This is a genomic window from Bacillus sp. ISL-78 (genome assembly GCF_018613455.1).
GTDB lineage: Bacteria > Bacillota > Bacilli > Bacillales > DSM-1321 > Peribacillus > Peribacillus frigoritolerans.
Genome location: NZ_JAGGQC010000013.1, coordinates 17806 through 35606 on the forward strand (window position 1 = coordinate 17806; position 17801 = coordinate 35606).

General features: G+C 43.4%; 16 protein-coding genes. All 16 read left to right on the forward strand.

The features are described from left to right. The first annotated feature begins 10 nt into the window (after window positions 1-10). The 16 genes from J7I96_RS14015 to J7I96_RS14090 all read left to right on the forward strand — a co-directional run bounded on the left by J7I96_RS14015 (window position 11) and on the right by J7I96_RS14090 (window position 17799). Window positions 11-277 carry a PTS sugar transporter subunit IIB gene (locus tag J7I96_RS14015; protein WP_053536259.1) on the forward strand — a complete coding sequence of 89 codons (267 nt, stop codon included), beginning with the start codon at window positions 11-13 and terminating at the stop codon, window positions 275-277. Between the two features lie 31 nt (window positions 278-308). Then, window positions 309-1577: a PTS ascorbate transporter subunit IIC gene (locus J7I96_RS14020; protein WP_048689424.1), complete on the forward strand. Its 1269-nt coding sequence runs from the start codon at window positions 309-311 to the stop codon at window positions 1575-1577. 119 nt (window positions 1578-1696) lie between these two features. Then, entirely contained in the window at window positions 1697-2542 is an 846-nt protein-coding gene (locus tag J7I96_RS14025; protein ID WP_214923513.1) for an HAD family hydrolase, read from the forward strand. A gap of 755 nt (window positions 2543-3297) precedes the next feature. Further along, the gene (locus J7I96_RS14030) at window positions 3298-4323 is read left to right on the forward strand and encodes a LacI family DNA-binding transcriptional regulator (RefSeq protein ID WP_214923517.1); all 1026 of its coding nucleotides are present in this window, start codon (window positions 3298-3300) and stop codon (window positions 4321-4323) included. Between the two features lie 211 nt (window positions 4324-4534). After that, window positions 4535-5302, forward strand: a complete 768-nt coding sequence (locus tag J7I96_RS14035) for an SDR family NAD(P)-dependent oxidoreductase (RefSeq protein ID WP_251029173.1) — start codon at window positions 4535-4537, stop codon at window positions 5300-5302. A gap of 35 nt (window positions 5303-5337) precedes the next feature. Beyond that, window positions 5338-6525: an iron-containing alcohol dehydrogenase gene (locus J7I96_RS14040; protein WP_251029174.1), complete on the forward strand. Its 1188-nt coding sequence runs from the start codon at window positions 5338-5340 to the stop codon at window positions 6523-6525. A gap of 4 nt (window positions 6526-6529) precedes the next feature. After that, window positions 6530-7963 carry an aldehyde dehydrogenase family protein gene (locus J7I96_RS14045; protein ID WP_311315207.1) on the forward strand — a complete coding sequence of 478 codons (1434 nt, stop codon included), beginning with the start codon at window positions 6530-6532 and terminating at the stop codon, window positions 7961-7963. Window positions 7964-8016: 53 nt separating this feature from the next. After that, on the forward strand, window positions 8017-8640 hold the full coding sequence (locus J7I96_RS14050; protein ID WP_063594732.1) for a cupin domain-containing protein: 624 nt from the start codon (window positions 8017-8019) through the stop codon (window positions 8638-8640). 2 nt (window positions 8641-8642) lie between these two features. After that, on the forward strand, window positions 8643-9341 hold the full coding sequence (locus tag J7I96_RS14055) for an alpha/beta fold hydrolase (protein WP_214923524.1): 699 nt from the start codon (window positions 8643-8645) through the stop codon (window positions 9339-9341). A gap of 69 nt (window positions 9342-9410) precedes the next feature. Continuing rightward, a complete protein-coding gene (locus J7I96_RS14060; RefSeq protein WP_214923526.1) occupies window positions 9411-10181 on the forward strand; it encodes an HpcH/HpaI aldolase family protein in 771 nt (256 codons plus the stop codon). 57 nt (window positions 10182-10238) lie between these two features. Continuing rightward, complete coding sequence (locus J7I96_RS14065) at window positions 10239-11477, forward strand: ester cyclase (RefSeq protein WP_214923529.1); 1239 nt, start codon at window positions 10239-10241, stop codon at window positions 11475-11477. 63 nt (window positions 11478-11540) lie between these two features. Beyond that, on the forward strand, window positions 11541-12809 hold the full coding sequence (gene hisD / locus J7I96_RS14070; RefSeq protein ID WP_214923530.1) for a histidinol dehydrogenase: 1269 nt from the start codon (window positions 11541-11543) through the stop codon (window positions 12807-12809). A 220-nt stretch (window positions 12810-13029) separates the two neighbouring features. Then, window positions 13030-14256, forward strand: a complete 1227-nt coding sequence (locus J7I96_RS14075) for an MFS transporter (RefSeq protein WP_214923532.1) — start codon at window positions 13030-13032, stop codon at window positions 14254-14256. 474 nt (window positions 14257-14730) lie between these two features. Next, window positions 14731-15699: an ABC transporter substrate-binding protein gene (locus tag J7I96_RS14080; RefSeq protein ID WP_214923535.1), complete on the forward strand. Its 969-nt coding sequence runs from the start codon at window positions 14731-14733 to the stop codon at window positions 15697-15699. Window positions 15700-15784: 85 nt separating this feature from the next. After that, window positions 15785-16789 (forward strand): FecCD family ABC transporter permease, encoded by a 1005-nt coding sequence (locus J7I96_RS14085; protein WP_214923538.1) that lies wholly within the window; start codon window positions 15785-15787, stop codon window positions 16787-16789. Then, window positions 16786-17799, forward strand: coding sequence for a FecCD family ABC transporter permease (locus J7I96_RS14090; RefSeq protein ID WP_214923541.1), 1014 nt, complete (start codon window positions 16786-16788; stop codon window positions 17797-17799). The genes J7I96_RS14085 and J7I96_RS14090 overlap by 4 nt, the downstream gene beginning before the upstream one ends. Window positions 17800-17801: the final 2 nt, after the last annotated feature.

A 17801-nucleotide genomic window follows, 5' to 3' on the forward strand; every position in this document is an offset into this window, starting at 1 on the left:
AGAGATTGATATGAAGAAAATCATGGTAGTATGCGGAAATGGATTGGGAAGCAGCTTCATCATGGAGATGAATGTGAAGAAAGCATTGACGGAAATGGGGAAGACAGCCGAGGTGGATCATACGGATCTGGCATCAGCAAAAACGGTTCAGGCCGATATTTTCCTGGGAGCGGCGGATATTGTCGGTCAGCTGGATGATGGAACCCGGACGATCGTCACACTGGAAAACATGATGAGCATTCCTGAAATCACATCGAAATTAACTTCACATCTATAAGAAGATAACATAAAGAAGAGGGGGAGAGGCAATGCTGGAACTTATCATGAATGACATCTTGGGTACACCTTCCATACTTGTGGGGCTGTTTGCCCTCATTGGACTGCTGTTACAGCGGAAATCCAGTGCGGATGTCGTATCTGGAACGCTAAAAACCGTCATGGGTTTCATTATCATCGGAGCGGGAGCGGCAGTGCTCATTGGCGCCCTTGATATATTCAGTAAAATGTTCGATCATGCATTCAACGTACAAGGCGTCATACCGAATAACGAAGCCATCGTCGCAGCCGCCCAAAGTGATTTTGGGACTTCGACTGCACTTATCATGGTATTTGGGATGGTTGTCAATGTTTTGCTTGCTCGTTTCACGCCATTTAAATATATATTTTTAACGGGACACCATACCTTATTCATGGCTTGTTTACTTGCAGTCACCCTATCCGTCGGCGGGCTCAGCGGATTTCCGCTTATCTTGGTCGGCTCCATTCTATTAGGAGTATGCATGGTGTTGTTCCCAGCCCTCCTTCAGCCATACGTACGGAAGATCACCGGCAGCGATGATTTTGCCATCGGCCATTTCGGGACAATCGGATATTTCGTATCCGCGACTGTGGGAAAATGGTTTGGAAATAAGGAAAAAACGACAGAGCAAATCAAGGTTCCCAAGTCTTTAGGATTCCTGAGGGACACATCGGTCGCTGTATCGCTTACGATGACGATGTTCTTCGTGATCGTCGCATTGTTTGCCGGTCAGAACTATATTGAGACGGAATTATCCGGCGGTTCGAACTTCATCGTATTCTCTTTCATCCAGGCGATAACATTTGCTGCGGGAGTCTACATCATCCTTGCAGGAGTACGGATGTTAATCGCTGAAATCGTCCCTGCATTCAAAGGTATTGCCGATAAAGTGGCGCCGAATACAAAACCTGCATTGGACTGTCCGACCATCTTTCCATTCGCTCCAAATGCAGTGATCATCGGGTTTCTATTCAGTTTCCTGGCTGGACTACTATCCATGTTCCTCCTTCCGGCACTTGGATTGAAAGTAATCGTTCCTGGGCTCGTACCGCATTTCTTCACCGGAGCTGCAGCAGGTGTTTTCGGAAATGCCACGGGAGGCAGACGCGGAGCGATGCTTGGGTCGTTTGCCAACGGACTCATCATCAGTTTCCTGCCGGCAATACTCCTGGTCTTCTTGGGGGATGTAGGGTTTGAAGGCACCACATTTGGTGATTCGGACTTCGGTGTGGTAGGTCTCTTGATCCTGAGTGTCATGAAACTTTTAGGATTATCCTAAAATGTTATACTGATAACGTACAGAAGTAAAAATATATGAATGAAACCAACAGCCTAAGATCTTATAGATAATGGGCTGTTGGCATTTTCATCATCATTCTGATTTTTGAGGTGAAAGGCATGGCCAACAAAGCGATTGTGCTTGATTTGGATGGCACGACATTGAACGAAAGAAATACTGTGAATGAGACGCTGGAACAATACATAGGCGAACTTAGGGAAAGCGGTAAGCTGATTTTCATTGCAACAGGAAGAACGCTGGAAGAGGTGAGGGACGTTTTACCGGCCGGCATGGAGGCCGATGGAATGGTGACCGCCAATGGAATGTCCGTATTCATCGGAAAGGAACAGATTGTCGAACACGCCCTGTCGACGGAACTTGTCGAAGAATTGGTCGCCAAAGCAGGAGCGGAAGAGATTTTTTACGAAGTTCATCCGAACGAAGGAACAAGGATGGCATTACTTAAAGATAAAGACTATATGGTTAAACAAGGTTTGATACGAAAACCTGAGACAGTCGATGAAAATGAATGGCTATCAAGACAGGATGCAGTCGAAGACAAGATAAGATGGTCAGAACAACTGGATATAAAGAGCGTCGCCAAGATCTACTTTTTCAGCAATGAAATGGAGACGATTCGAAAATGGAAAGCGGAGTTGGGGAAAATCAAGCAGTACAATGCCTTTACCACAGCTTCCTCCACCCATCATAATGTAGAAGTGACCGTGGAAGGCATCACAAAAGCAACAGGCGTCCAACTGCTGCTGAAACATTTTCAGCTAGCACCCGAAAATATCCTGGCTGTAGGCGATGGTGAAAATGACCTCCCGCTATTTAAACTCGCCGGACATTGCGTTGCCATGAAAAACGCCACTGACCTTGTCAAAGAACAAGCCGATGAAGTGACGGAGTATTCATATCGAGAAGATGGCCTGTATCGCTTTTTAAAGGCTAAGTTTCACTGAAACCTGGAAGGCGAGTGCCTTACGTTCCAAACAACGTGTAAGTTTTGACAACTTAATTATGTCTACCAAAGGGGTTCGGAATGGTATCATTCCGGACCTTGGCATTAAACAAGATTCCTTAATGGTTTTAAATTGTTTGGAACCCTCAAAGGATTGAAGAAATTTGCGACACTCCTGCCGAAAAACTAGCTAGCCAAGACCCCACAGACGCTTGCTTTGATGCGGCTTGGCAGACAGTCGGCGGAAAGGGAGCGGATTTCTGACATCAAGTGTTTTATTTTGTCTACAGTCTAGAAGTTACAGCAGTTTATAGACAAAAAGAGATCCATCTAAGTTTTAAAGGCAAAGTTGATTGGAACGGAAGGTACGAGACTCCTGCGGGAAAAGCGTGTCCAGGGAAGACCCCACAGGCGCAAAGGCGCCGAGGAGGCTTCCGGACCGCCCGCGGAAAGCGAGTGCCTGTAGTGGAAATCAACGATTTTTACAAACTCAATTAATATCGAGCTTATCTCCAGAGCCCATCTTTAAAGATCGGCTCTTTTTCCTATAGGATAAGATAAGCAACAAACGCTTACTTTTAATTTTCCGAAAAGTACACCTGACGCATCCAAAACCCAAAAGAGTTCCATAACTGGAAGTAAAATTTTAAATATTATGATATATTAAAGGGAAATCATAATGTTTATATTGATATACATACGTTATTTTAGTTTCCTAGGATAACAATTACTAGACGTAGAAAGGATTTATGAAGCATGAAGAGAGTGACGACAGAAGATGTGGCCAAAATAGCGGGTGTTTCACAATCAACCGTTTCCAGGGTGCTGAATGATTACCCCTATATTAAGAAAAATACGCGTGACAAGGTTCTTGCTGTCATTAATGAACTGGGATTTACAAGGGATGAAATTGCCAGAAGCCTCGTTGAAAAAAGAACCAAATCAATAGGGTTGATATTGGGGAGCATTTCAAATCCATTCTTTGCCGAAACGGCGGAAGTCATCATAGAAAGGGCACAAGAATTAAAATATGATGTCATCGTTTACAATACGGGGCATAAAGATGAAAACTTGGAACAAGCCATTAATTTGCTGATTGGCAAAAGGGTAGAGGGAATCATCCTTACAAGCGTTAGTAAAAATTATACTGAAAAAATTAAGAAGTTACATGATAATGGATTTCCCGTATTATTATATAATAGTTTCCTCGATATCAAGGACGTTAATTTCATCGTAATGGACAATAATAAAGGTGCCAGGCTCGCTGTTAAGCATCTAATAAAATTAGGACATAAAAAAATAGCGAAAATATCCGGCCCATCCAAATACTTGGCAACATATGAGCGAACGGTAGGTTATAAAGAAGAGATGATGGAGAACGGGTATGAAATTGATGAAGGCTTGATTTTCAATAGTGAATTTTCCTATGACAAGATATATTCATTTACAAAAAAACTGCTGAAAAAGAAGGACAGGCCGACTGCAATCATTGCCGCATCCGATCAGATGGCTCTCGCAGTCCTAGATGCAGCTTCAAGCCTGAATTTGAAAATCCCTGCTGATTTATCGGTTGTTGGGTTTGATAATATAAGATTGTCCGCTAATGAATTCATAGGGCTGACCACAATATCCCAACAAATGGATCAAATGTCTTTAACAGCTCTGGAAAAATTAATCTATCTTATCGAAAATAAGGAAACAACATCTTCATCCATACAAATTTTCCTTAAGCCTGAACTGATGGTCCGTAAAACAACAGGGCCAGCCCCCGTACAAGATTAAGGGGAATGGCCGGTTTTGGGATCGGAGCTTACGTGTATTGACTCTCATAAAAAATCTGGCATTTTTAAATTTTACTATTTACAAAAGTCAGAAAGTTGTTTATATTTTAATTTGTAATCGCTAACAAGTGTTTTGCATCATTTTGAATACGTATTCAAAATCAAAATGCAAAATGAAAAATCGCCTCGATGAGGTAAAGATAGGTGATAGATTGGATATAAATCATTTATTTAATTTAAGCAGTAAGGTGGCCATCATAACAGGTGCAAGTAAAGGAATCGGTAAAGACTTAGCCCATTTGCTTGCACAGGCCGGTGCCGATATAGCGATAGTTGCCCGCAACAAACAGCAACTTGAAGAAGCAGCACATGAAATCGGGCAAACCGGTGTAAATGTTTTACCCGTGTCATTTGACTTAACAAAGGTTGATGAAACGGCGGAAGTGATGGAAGGGATATACAAACACTTCGGTAAGATTGATATTTTAATAAATAATGCAGGAATAAACGTGGCAAAGCCAGCTGAAGTGTTGACATCGCAAGAGTGGGATACGGTCCTCGACATTAATTTAAAAAGTGTATTTTTTACGAGCCAAGCGGCAGGGAAGTATATGATCGACCAAAAAAAAGGCAAGATCATAAACATGTCTTCGCAAATGGCATTCGTCGGTTATTACAAACGGGCTGCATACTCCTCCAGTAAAGGGGGAATTACACAGCTGACGAAAGCGCTTGCGATAGAATGGGCACCGCATCAAGTCAATGTCAATGCCATTGCTCCAACCTTCATTGAAACACCGATGACCAAGCAGATGTTTGAAGATGAAACGTTCAAAGATGAAGTATTGAGCAGGATTCCGCTTGGCAGACTTGCTAAAACGGAGGATTTATTTGGCGGCGTGGTCTACCTGGCATCAGATTGTTCAGATATGATGACAGGTCAAACATTGGTGGTCGATGGCGGTTGGACTGTCTGGTGAGTTTTTTGAATACGTATTCAAAAGGAGGGTGAATGATGTCTATTGCTCAAAATATAATCCAAGATTTTCGAATGCCGACAGTTTTCCGGGTTGGTGTTGGGGCATTTACGACGTTAGTAAAGGAAATCGAAGAGCTGGGAGCCAAGAAGGTTGCGATTGTAAGTGACAAGGGACTGGAAAAAGTTGGCGTTGTCCAAAAAGTATTGGATCATATTAAGCCTCTATCCGTACCAACCATTACATATACGGAGATATCGGGAGAGCCGACGTTTCAGCTATTGAAGGAGGCCGTACTAACGATAGATGCCGAAAAATGTGATGTAATCATCGGAATCGGCGGGGGAAGTGCACTGGATGTAGCAAAAGCAACAGCAGCTTTATGCGGGAAAGACGATATAACTAGTTATCTAAACGGTGAAAAAGTGGTGAAATCGAGAGCGGTTAAATGCATTCTTTTGCCGACAACTTCAGGAACAGGTTCGGAAGTGACTATGAATGCCATTTTCGGTGATGAAGAGCAGCAAGTTAAAAGAGGGATCGTAAGCCCGGTATTCCTTCCGGATGTAGCGATCATCGATCCGGAATTGACCATTTCCTGCCCGGCACGAGTTACTGCGGCATCAGGGGTGGACGCCTTTACACATGCCATTGAATCTTATATTGCCATCAAGGCAACACCGCTTACGAAAGTTTATTCAGAGAAAGCAATGAAACTATTTCCTTCGAACATTACGAGAGCTGTCCATAACGGAAATGATTTGGATGCACGGACAGGAATGAGCTGGGTAAGTTCGTTAGCGGGTGTGGCTCTAGCAAATGCAGGGGTTGGGGCGGTTCATGCACTGGCCTATCCGCTAGGCGGTAAATACCATATTGAGCATGGTGTCGCAAATGCCCTTTTAATGCCATTCGTTTTCGAAGTGATTGGGAAGACATGCACGGAAGAAATGATGGAGGTAGCGTCCTTTTTACAGTTGGGTGATTTCAAATCACAGCCAAGCGAAGCATTGAAGGCAGTTGTTGATTATATGTATCGGCTTCTGGAGGATCTTGATTTACCTACATCGTTATCAGAACTTGGGATTGAAGAGGAATCATTACCGATGCTGGCGGAACAGGCGGCCAAAATTGATCGCTTGCTATCGAACACTCCTTATAAGCTAAATGAACAAAAGATTCTCGGAATCTATCAAAGCGCCTTTAAAGGAAGGGTGGGAAACTGACTTGATCACGACAAATTCCGATAAAAAGAGATTATACATCGGCGGCGAGTGGCTGGAAGGAAATGATAATTACGATCTTCGGTCCCCTTATTCCGGCAAGGTGATCGCGCAAGTGCCTTTGGCAGAAAAGGAGACGGTACTAAAAGCGATAGAATGTGCGGAACAAGGTGCAAAAGAAATGAAAAAGCTAACAGCCCTTGAGCGCTCCAATATCCTGGAACGTGCAGCCGAAATTTTCAAGGAAAGACTTGAGGAATGTGCATTAATACTCGCTAAGGAAAATGCTAAGCCATTAAAGGCGGCAAGGGGCGAAATTTTACGCACGATTGAAACATACAAATTTGCAGCAGAAGAGGCAAAACGGATTCATGGTGAAACGATTCCGATGGATGCCGCTAAAAATGGCAAAGGCCGCTTTGCTTATACAAAGCGTGAACCGCTCGGCGTCATTGCTGCCATCACACCATTTAACTTTCCATTTAATTTAGCGGCACATAAGCTTGGTCCCGCGTTTGCTGCAGGCAACTCGGTCATTTTAAAACCGGCTTCACAGACACCGCTTAGTGCATTGGCCGCAGCCGGAATTTTCGAAGAAGCAGGTTTACCTAAAGGCGCCCTGAATGTAGTCACTGGTAAAGGAAGCGTTGTCGGCGATGTATTGGTCACTGATCCGAGAATTAAAATGGTCACATTTACAGGAAGTGTCGAAGTCGGTTTGGGGATCAAAGAAAGAGCGGGCTTGAAAAAGGTGACATTGGAGCTTGGTTCCAATTCTGCTGTCATCATCGACAGTGCTGCTGACTTGGATGCCGTTGCACAGCGCTGTGTCGAAGGTTCCTTTGCCTATTCAGGTCAGGTTTGCATCTCTGTCCAGCGAATTTATGTACAGGAAGATGTATATGAGTCATTTTTGCAAAAGTTTACCGAAAAGACGAAGCAGCTAAAATTTGGAGATCCGGAATCGGAAGATACAGATCTTTCCGCGTTGATCAGTATAAATGAAGCAAAACGAGTGGAAGGGTGGATCGAATCGGCTAGAAACGCTGGAACGGAAGTCGCATATGGCGGTCAAAGAACAGGGGCGATCCTTCAACCAACCATCATCAAAAATGCGGGGGCAACACAGGAAGTAAGCTGCCAAGAAGCATTTGCCCCCATCGTTTCAGTCAATTCCTATAAAACATGGGATGAAGCCATCGACCTTGTGAATGATTCTTTGTACGGCCTCCAAGCAGGCGTCTATACGACTTCGATGCCAAAAGCTTTTGATGCTGTTGAACGGCTTGAGGTCGGAGGTGTCATCGTGAATGACATACCATCATTCAGGGTGGATCACATGCCATATGGCGGAGTGAAAAACAGCGGGACTGGCAGGGAAGGAATTAAGTATTCAGTCGAGGAAATGACTGAATTAAAATTAGCCGTCTTTACTCTCTAAATAGCGCGGTCATGAAAATAAAAAAATTAACGAACACGGAAGGGGAAATTAAAATGTCAGTACAAGAACCTAAAGTAAAAAAAGCGGTAACGAATGAGGAAATGGAAAACAATTGGATCGTCCGTTTCGACCAAATGAAATCAAAAGGAATACCGTTAATGTTCATTGATAGTATCATTCCGGGTCATCAACGCATCAACTATACATTAATTGGGGATACAGCAAGCGAAAATGATAATTTCACACCTGAAATTACCGAGCCGCATGGTTTTCAAATCGGAATGGTGAAAGCCCAGAAAGGAAACGGTCCTGCTTACCATACGCATGATTACATTGAATCCTTCCTTCCTCTCTCAGGAAAATGGCGTTTCTACTGGGGGAAGGGTCCTGATGAAATTGATGGCGAAACGATCATCGATCAATGGGACTTAATTTCATTACCGCCAGGATTATGGAGAGGTTTCGAAAACATCAGTGAAGAGGATGCTTGGATCTTCGCCGTTCTAGAACAACATAAAGTATTTGATGGAAAAGACCCTTACTGGTCGCCAAAAGTGATCAAGGATGCAGCTGAATATGGATTCTTTGCCAATGATTTAGGCAAAATGATTAAACCGGATAACTTCGAAGAACTTGAAAAGGAAATTGCCGATAAATTGAAAATGGGTGAAAAATAAGGATGGGTAAAGTACCGCTCATTTTGCTTCCGGGTACGCTTTGTGATGAGCGTCTATGGGAAATGGTGAACCTATCAGATCTAGCAGATGTGAAAGTCTGTGATGTATCGAAGGCTGATACTATAGAAGGAATCGCAAAGTCGGTATTGGAAGAGGCACCTGATAAGTTTGCACTTGCAGGCTTATCCCTGGGTGGCATCATTTCTCTGGAAATCATGCGAATAGCACCGGAACGGGTCATGAAGCTAGCGTTACTTGATACGAATCCAAACCCTCCCCAGCCTGAACAAATAACAGGCTGGGAGAGGTTCATCGAAATGGCGAATAATGGCCAATTTCTCGATATTACACGCAATCATCTTCTCCCGGTGTTAATCCATCCAGACCGGAGGAATGATGAAGCATTAGTTTCAAAGATCATCGATATGGCGGAAAAAGTCGGCAAAGAAGGGTATATCAATCAGTTAAAAGCCGTGATGACGCGCTCTGACCAACGTCCCATCCTTGCTGCTATTAAATGTCCGACCATGATTTTGGCAGGAAAGGAAGACAGGGTATGTCCTGTTCATATGTCTGAATTTCTAAAAGAGAACATCCCGGCGGCGAGCCTTGAAATCATAAGTCATTCGGGTCATTTAAGTACGTTAGAACAGCCTGAAAAAGTGAGCTCTGCATTGAGGAAATGGTTGTCAGGTAATTGAAGTGCCGGGAACTGGACGTGATTATTCAGCATGGAACGAGATACAGTCTGCAGAAAGAGAGGGAAGACGATGAATGCCATAAAGGAAAAAATCAAACGCGGGGAACAAGTTCTTGGTGCATTTTTGGGGCTAACTTCCCCGCCATTAGTCGAAATGCTCGGTTATGCCGGCTTTGATTTCGTCGTAATAGATGACGAGCATGGTGCATTCAGTGCATCAGAGCTTGAAAACATTATCCGTACGGCGGATTCTGTCGGGGTTGTCCCGATCGTCCGGGTTTCATATGACCCTTCCAGTATTCAAAAGGCTTTAGATCGCGGAGCAAAAGGTGTACAAGTACCAATGGTCAATACAAAAGAAGAGGCACTTGAGGTAGTTAAGCGGGCTAAATTCCCTCCATATGGAAATAGGGGAGTATCGTATTCGACCAGACCGGCGCGTTACGGAAAAGATGGCGGAAAACCCTATTTAGATGAGAGTAATGAAAATGTTATGATAATTGTGCATATTGAGACACTCGCTGCAGCAAACAATTTTGAAGACATTGCAACAGTTCCTGGTATTGATTTGGCATTTATCGGTTCTACAGACCTCTCGGTGAACATGGGATACCAACTGGAAGGCGCAAATCATCCTGAAGTGGAGAAGGTCATCGAGGAACTGTTCATAAAAGGGAAAGAGCTCGATATGCCAATTGGTACCGTAGCCAGTAGCAGCGCTGCCGCTAATGCGGCTTTTGACAAAGGCGCCCAATATGTCGGGGTCATATTGAATAATGTGATTACGTCTGCGTTAAATGATGTTGTCTCTGCTGGCAAGGCCACTCAATCTGTTAAATGACTTTACAAGAAGTACAGCATTTTGACGAAACTACTTTATACGAAAAGGATGGTAATAATGGCAGAAAAAAAGACAGGTTCAGTGCAAGTAGCTCCAAAAGAAGAAAAAACAACAATGAATGCAAGCCAACCGGTCAAGAAAACACCGAACTTCATCTTCTATGCGGATGCTGAAGACGTTAATATGCTCGATACAAAAGATGATTATGATTACATTAATATAGAAGAAACGAATCAAAAGAAACAAAGGATGAACGGCTTTGACCCGGAATACAACAACATCGTTGATTATATCGTGAAAATCACACGGCAAATCTGGAAAGAGAAAGACATCGGACTTATTTACGATACGTATAGCACAAGCATATCCGTTCATAAAGGGTTGATCAATAGCCATGGGGTTAACGAAGTCATCTCAGGTACGCTGCAAACACTGCATGCTTTTCCGGATCGGAAAGGGCTGGGATGGAGTGTAATCTGGTCGGGGGATGATGAAGCAGGATTTTTCACTTCACACCGGGGCCGTTCAGTTGCAACGAACCTTGGAGATAGTTTATACGGTCCTGCCACAGGAAAGAAAGTGATGTTCAGAACAAGCGCTGATTGTATGATCTTAAATAATAAGATTTACGAAGAATGGCTTGTTATGGATACATATCATCTGGTCCTGCAACTTGGCTTGGATCCGGTCGAGTTTGCTAAAAAAATGGCTAAAAGTACGCAGAAGCTTGCTCCTGCTATTCAGTTTGGATTTAAAGAGACAGCAGAAACGGGGCTTCCTCCAAAACTATTCACGCCATCCTCTGATGAGTTCGAGATAGGGGAGTTCATGCAGCTTGTATTCAATCGAATTTGGGCTCGGCGCTCATTTAACTTTGTTCGGGAATATTATGAGGAAAATGCAGTCGTTCATTATGTCTGCAACAAGGATGTAATCGGAGTAAGTGAAATTCAAGGAATGTTCATGAGCCTCTTTGCCTCCATACCGAATGGGAAGGTGATTCTTGAGAGGGTAACTTGCAATAGGCGCGGTTCTGACAGTGATTGGGATGTAGCGGTTCGCTGGAGAATACAAGGAGTGCACGAAGGAACGGGATACTTCGGAGCCCCTAGCGGAAAAGCCATTGATATTGCCGGCATCAGCCACTATAAAATCCGTAATGAAAAAATCTCTGAGGAATGGCTATTGTTTGATGGAATGGAAGTGTTGCGTCAAATCTATTTGCCAGATGAAAACGAATCACAACAAGATGGTGAATCCATAATGGATGATGGGAATTTTACCGGCGTATCATGATTGCCAGTTGACGGCTGTACTGCAGCCGTCTCTTCACTAAACAACGATTAGGGGGAAATTAGGATGGAATATATGAAAAAAGCGGACGTAGTTGAACAGACTTCTTCACATGACGTGGAACAAACGGTGAAGTCGATTATTGAACATGTAAAAGCAGGCGGGGATGACGCCGTACGGGAATATGAAAGAAAATTCGGTGATTCCGATCGTCCGGTCCGGGTTAGTGAAGAGGAGATCGAGCATTGTATCAGGACTCTTCCAGAAGAGGTAAAGGTGCTGATCGATCGAGTCGTGGATAGAGTATCCGATTTTGCTAAAGCACAGTTGAGCTGCCTCACTCCATTCGAAAAGGATTTTGGCGAGGGTATTAAGATGGGGCATAGAATCGTACCGATTGAAAAGGTGGGGGCTTATGTTCCAGGGGGGAGATTCCCGTTATTATCATCAGGACCCATGGTCGTTGCACCGGCAAAGGTAGCAGGAGCAAAAAGAATCGTTGCAGCAAGCCCGGCCAATTATGAAGGCGGTATCCATCCGGCCGTTTTATATGGCTTGATCCGCTCCGGTGCTACAGACATTTTTGCAATTGGCGGGGCGCAGGCCATCGCTGCCATGGCATATGGGACCGAATCCATCCCGGAAGTGGATATCATCGCTGGACCAGGAAACCGGTTTGTAGCAGAAGCAAAACGTCAAGTGTTCGGTAAAGTGGGCATAGACCTTATTGCCGGACCAAGTGAAGTGATGGTTTTTGCTGATGATTCGGCTTCACCTCAAAAAATAGCGGCCGATTTACTTGCCCAGGCCGAACACGATCCGTACGCACGGGCCATTCTTGTCACAACGTCCAGAACGGTTGCCGAAGAAACAGAAAAAGCAATCGAAGGCTTTTTGAAAACCTTCTCACCATCTTCCCCTGCACACGAATCATGGGAAAAAAGAGGGGAAATCATTTATGCAGATTCATTACAAGAAGGACTGGATATTTGCAATGATTATGCCATTGAACATCTGCATTTGCATATCAATAATAGCCGTGAGTTGATGGATAAGCTAACTAATTATGGATCATTATTCCTTGATGAAGGCAGTTCCGTCGTCTTCTCTGATAAAGTATCTGGAACGAACCATACATTGCCGACTCAAAAAGCAGCAAGATATACAGGGGGACTTTGGGCAGGAAGTTATGTGAAGGTCATGACACATCAGGAAATCACAGGTCAAGGCATTCAATTCCTGGCATCCCATGCGGAAGATCAATCCGAAATCGAAGGCTTGGAAGGCCATAAATTATCGGCCACAGTCAGGTTGACAGAGTGTGCTTCTAAATGATTATGATTGCTGAAAACGCATTCAATTAAGAATTAAGGACATGCTTCTGCTGCAGCCCTTGAAGAAATGGATATTCCCAATCTGCCTGGAATGAGTGCCAGGTGGATGGGCTGTATCTGCAGATTAGCCCCGGAAAATATAGGAGAACATGTGTAAATACTAATAGCATCGCCTTTCTGTCCAGTGGGACGAAAGGGAGGGGAATGAAAGGGTGGAATATATGGACAAAACTAATAAAATTAATAATCGGAAAGAAACCATCTTATTCTTTATCATTAGCTTGTTGTTCTTTGTCACCATTACCGCATTTGATCCATTTATCTCCTCTTATGCTAAAGATCTTGGGTTCGATTCCGTTATTATAGGCAGTATAATCGGCATTTCAGGGATTGTGGCCTTATTGACACGACTTCCGATTGGCGTATTTTCGGATATGCTGCATAAAAGAAGATTGTTCATCCAAATCGGGTTGCTGATAACGATTGTAATGTGGACGCTAGCCTTTTTCATACCAAATGCAACCACATTGTACCTTGGGAAGATTTCGGACGGGTTAACAGGTTCCACCTGGGTTATTTACAATGTTATGTTCGCCTCTTATTTTGGTGTGAAGGAAGCTGCAAGAGCCGTGGCGATATTGGGTGTTGCATCGCCGGTTGGCTCCATACTAGGGACAACCATCGGTGCAGTAGTGGCCAATAATTATGGGTATCGGTATAGCTTTTTAGTAGCGGTGGCCGCCGCCATACTTGCACTCGTTTTAACATTTTTCACAAAAGACCTAAGTATTAAAGGGGTAAGAGTAAAATACGATAAGAAAATACTTGTCGAGCAAATCACCGATAAAAAAATCTGGGTCATTTCCGTTTTGGCAACGATTGCCTTGATGGTCACCATTGGAACAAGGGATACGTTCACACCTCTAGTGGCAACCGACCTCGGAGCAAATCCGCTATTGATTGGCATGCTGGCAAACACACACCTGATCATATATGGCTTAGCCGCAGGATTATGCGGAGCCCTTTTTTATAAAAAAATCGGTTTAATGAATACGGCGATTTTAGGAGCGGCATTACAAGGGGTCATCATCATATTGATTCCTTATGCTGAAAATTTAACGATGCTTTTTCTATTGCAGGCATTCCAAGGTTTCGGTTACGGGCTGATCTTCACGGTCGTCACTTCCTGGGCTGTTGAAAATATACCGGAGATTAAACAATCTACGAGAATGGGCCTGTTCCAAAGTTTATATTCGGCTGGAATGTTTTTGGGACCCGTCCTAATTGGCATCTTGATTGAAGTGTTTTCAAGATCCACAGGTTACCTGATCATGGGGGCATTATCAATTGCTTCAACCATTCTTATCAAAACATCCATAAAACGCTCAAAAAAAGAAGCTTCCAATGAAGAATTTCCTCTTGAAGAGATGCTGATCAATAGAAAATGATTATTGAAACAGGAAAGAGCAGACCTTAACGGGTTTGCTCTTTTTTAGTTTGAGTCGGAGCCTATATTAAATACAACTACCATCTGTCATTTAAAGCTGAGCGTCAAACCAATATTCGTTTGCTAACAAAAAATGTTTGAGCTAAAAATTTCAAAACAAAGTTGATGGGAGCGAGTGTCTGGAGTGGAAATCGACGTTCGAGGATTTATGAACCCTCATAAAACTGAAGCAAACTTGATTTTCATCGATTAACTGTTAAACCGGTAGTTTAAGACTATCATGGCATGTGTACTTCACGTTATCAATAAAATGCATGCAGATTGTCTTAATGGCCATAATGATTTTTATTCACAAAACTTCATTAATATTGACGGTATCAATCTATGACTTTATCATAACAGCAGGATAATGATAATCATTTTCAATTATGATTAACTCGTGAAGAAGTTATAGATGACGGGAAGGGTGCAAAGTATGAGGGGATCTAGAAAAGTAAGAACGTTTGGGGGAGGAGCATTCATCCTGTTACTTGCTATTATGGTGATGTTATCAGGATGTAATAATTCTCAAAAAACAACAGAGGCAGAGAAGACTTCTGCTGATACAAGTAATCAAGAAATAAGGACGATTAAGCATGAAATTGGAGAAACGGAAATGAAAGATACTCCGAAAAAAATAGTTACGCTTGAGCTGTCTTTCGTTGATTCTTTAAATGCGCTAGGGATAAAACCTATCGGGATTTCGGATGACAACAAAAAAGAGATGATTACAAAACTTGTAGGTAAAGAGATGGATTATACTTCTGTAGGAACACGCGAGCAGCCTAATTTAGAGGTGATCAGTTCTTTGCAGCCGGATTTAATCATTGCGGATGCTGAGCGGCATAAAGGGATTTATAAAGATTTACAGCAGATTGCTCCAACCATCGTTTTAAAAAGCCGGGAATCTACCTATCAAGAAAATCTGGAGTCATTTAAAACGATTGCAAAGGCAGTAAATCAGGAAGATGCTGCAGAAAAAAGATTGAGCGAGCATGAAAAAACGATTAAGGAACTTAAATCAAAGCTTACTGTCGATTCAAATATGACGGTTTTACCAGCGGTTGTACGAGATACTTCATTCCAAGCCCATACTTCATCTTCTTATGATGGTGAATTGCTTGAGCGCATGGGATTGAAAAATGCCATCCAGCAGGAACTGCCACATGCCGAGATGAATCTGGAGCAGCTTGTCGAGATCGATCCGGATGTGCTGCTTTTAGCAAACAATGAGGGTAAGTTACTAACTGATGAGTGGAAAGACAATCCTCTTTGGAAAGACTTGAAGGCTGTGAAAAACGGACAAGTGTATAGTGTTGATCGAGACTTATGGACGAGATACCGCGGTGTTGTATCCGCAGAGGCCATTGCTAAAGACACTTTAAAAATGCTTGGAGAAGAATAGACGAACAAAGGCGAAGTAAGAGATCCCATTCTTACTTCGCTTTCCATTAGGATTAAATTTTGATAGGAAGTGTGTTGTATAGTCAATGGAAACTGTAGGTAGAAGTAAACTGAAAGTGTTATATACGGCTATAGCTGGAATCGTTTTGTTAATTTTAGGCATCCTGGCGAGTATTTCTGTGGGAGCGGCCGATATAGATGCATCAATGGTTTTGAAGTCCTTTTTTGATGCCGACGCGTCCAAGGAACAGATTATTATCAGGACACTTCGATTGCCGCGGGCTTTAGTTGGAGCGTTGGTCGGTGCTAATTTAGCGGTAGCGGGTGCTCTCATGCAGGCCATTACCCGGAATTCATTAGCTTCTCCGCAAGTGTTTGGTGTTAATGCCGGTGCCTCATTTTTTATTGTGTCAGCTTTTGTTTTCTTTCCTAACCTTTCTTCCGTGTCTCTAGTTTGCGTTGCATTCATTGGTGCAGCAGTGGGAGGGATGGCAGTCTATTCTTTTGCTTCGGGAGGGGGAATGACCCAAGTGAAGCTTGCATTGGCAGGAATGGCTGTTCACTTTTTTTTATCTTCTTTAACGCAAGGCATGATCATCTTTAATGAACAAGCGAAAGATGTGCTCTATTGGTTAGTCGGGTCCATTAATGGAAAAACATGGGCGCATGTGAACATGATCCTTCCTTGGTCTCTTTTCGGGCTGCTTGTTGCTGCCATGTTCTCTCGATCTGTTTCCATCCTTGTCTTAGGAGAAAATATGGCGCAGGGACTTGGGCAGCGGGTGTACCGAATCCGCATTTTAGCAGGAATATTGGTGATCATTTTGGCAGGATCTTCGGTTGCCGTCGCAGGACCGGTGGGATTTGTAGGATTGATCATTCCTCATATCGTCAGGAGACTGGTGGGCGGGGATTATCGAAGAATCATCCCTTTTTCTGCACTATTCGGCGCTTTACTCTTAGTGTACGCAGATATTCTCGCACGTTTCATCGCTTATCCTTTTGAGTCGCCGGTAGGGATCGTAACCGCTATGATCGGTGCGCCATTCTTCCTTTATTTAGCGAAGAGAGGGAGGAATATTAAGCAATGAAACTAAAACGGACATTTGGGTTGAAATCAACTTTGCCCCCTTATTCCATTATCCTGTTGCTGACGGCTACCGTGCTGATCTTAGCAATGGTGAGCCTGGGCTTAGGGGCCATTTATATTTCACCTTTAGAAATTCTCCAAAATTTCCTTGGAAATGGCATGCAAAGTCAGACATTCATTCTGCACAACTATCGCATACCGCGCATTCTAATTGCCGTGATAGTGGGGGCCGGATTGGCCACGGCCGGAGCCATTCTGCAAGGAGTCCTTCGAAATCCGCTGGCTTCTCCAGATGTGATTGGGGTAACCAAAGGGGCCGGTTTGGCAGCAGTTATCGTCATTGTTTTATTTCCGCAATCGCCCATTATCATACTGCCTCTTTCAGCTTTTATCGGAGCGGCGGTCATGGCGGCCATTTTGATGATATTCGTTTATAAAAAAGGAGCACAACCAAATACGATAGCTTTGGTCGGAATCGCTTTAGGGGCCATATGTCAAGCTGGCATAGAGTATTTCATGGTCAAGTTCCCGGATGATGTAAACACGACATTGCTGTGGTTGACTGGCAGTCTATGGGGAAGAGGATGGGATCAAGTATTCATTTTGCTTCCATGTCTTGTGCTTGTACCGGTATTGATTGCATTAACTTCTAAAATGGATGTACTGAGCCTTGGAGACGATATAGCCACAGGTCTCGGTGAAAGGTCAAAATTACTGCGTTATATATTGTTAAGCGTTTCTGTCATATTGATCGGAGTCTGTGTATCTGCGGTTGGTTCCATTGGGTTCATTGGTTTGATCGCCCCCCATATTGCAAGGAGGCTGGTCGGGTCAAAATTCAAGGTTTTACTTCCCGCTTCAGCTCTTTTTGGTTCTATCTTTCTACTAGTTGCCGATAGCCTGGGAAGAGGATTATTCCCTCCAATAGAAATCCCCGCCGGAATTATCACTGCGGTGATTGGAGTACCATATTTTTTATATCTATTGCGCCGTGAAAGAAAAATAACATAAGG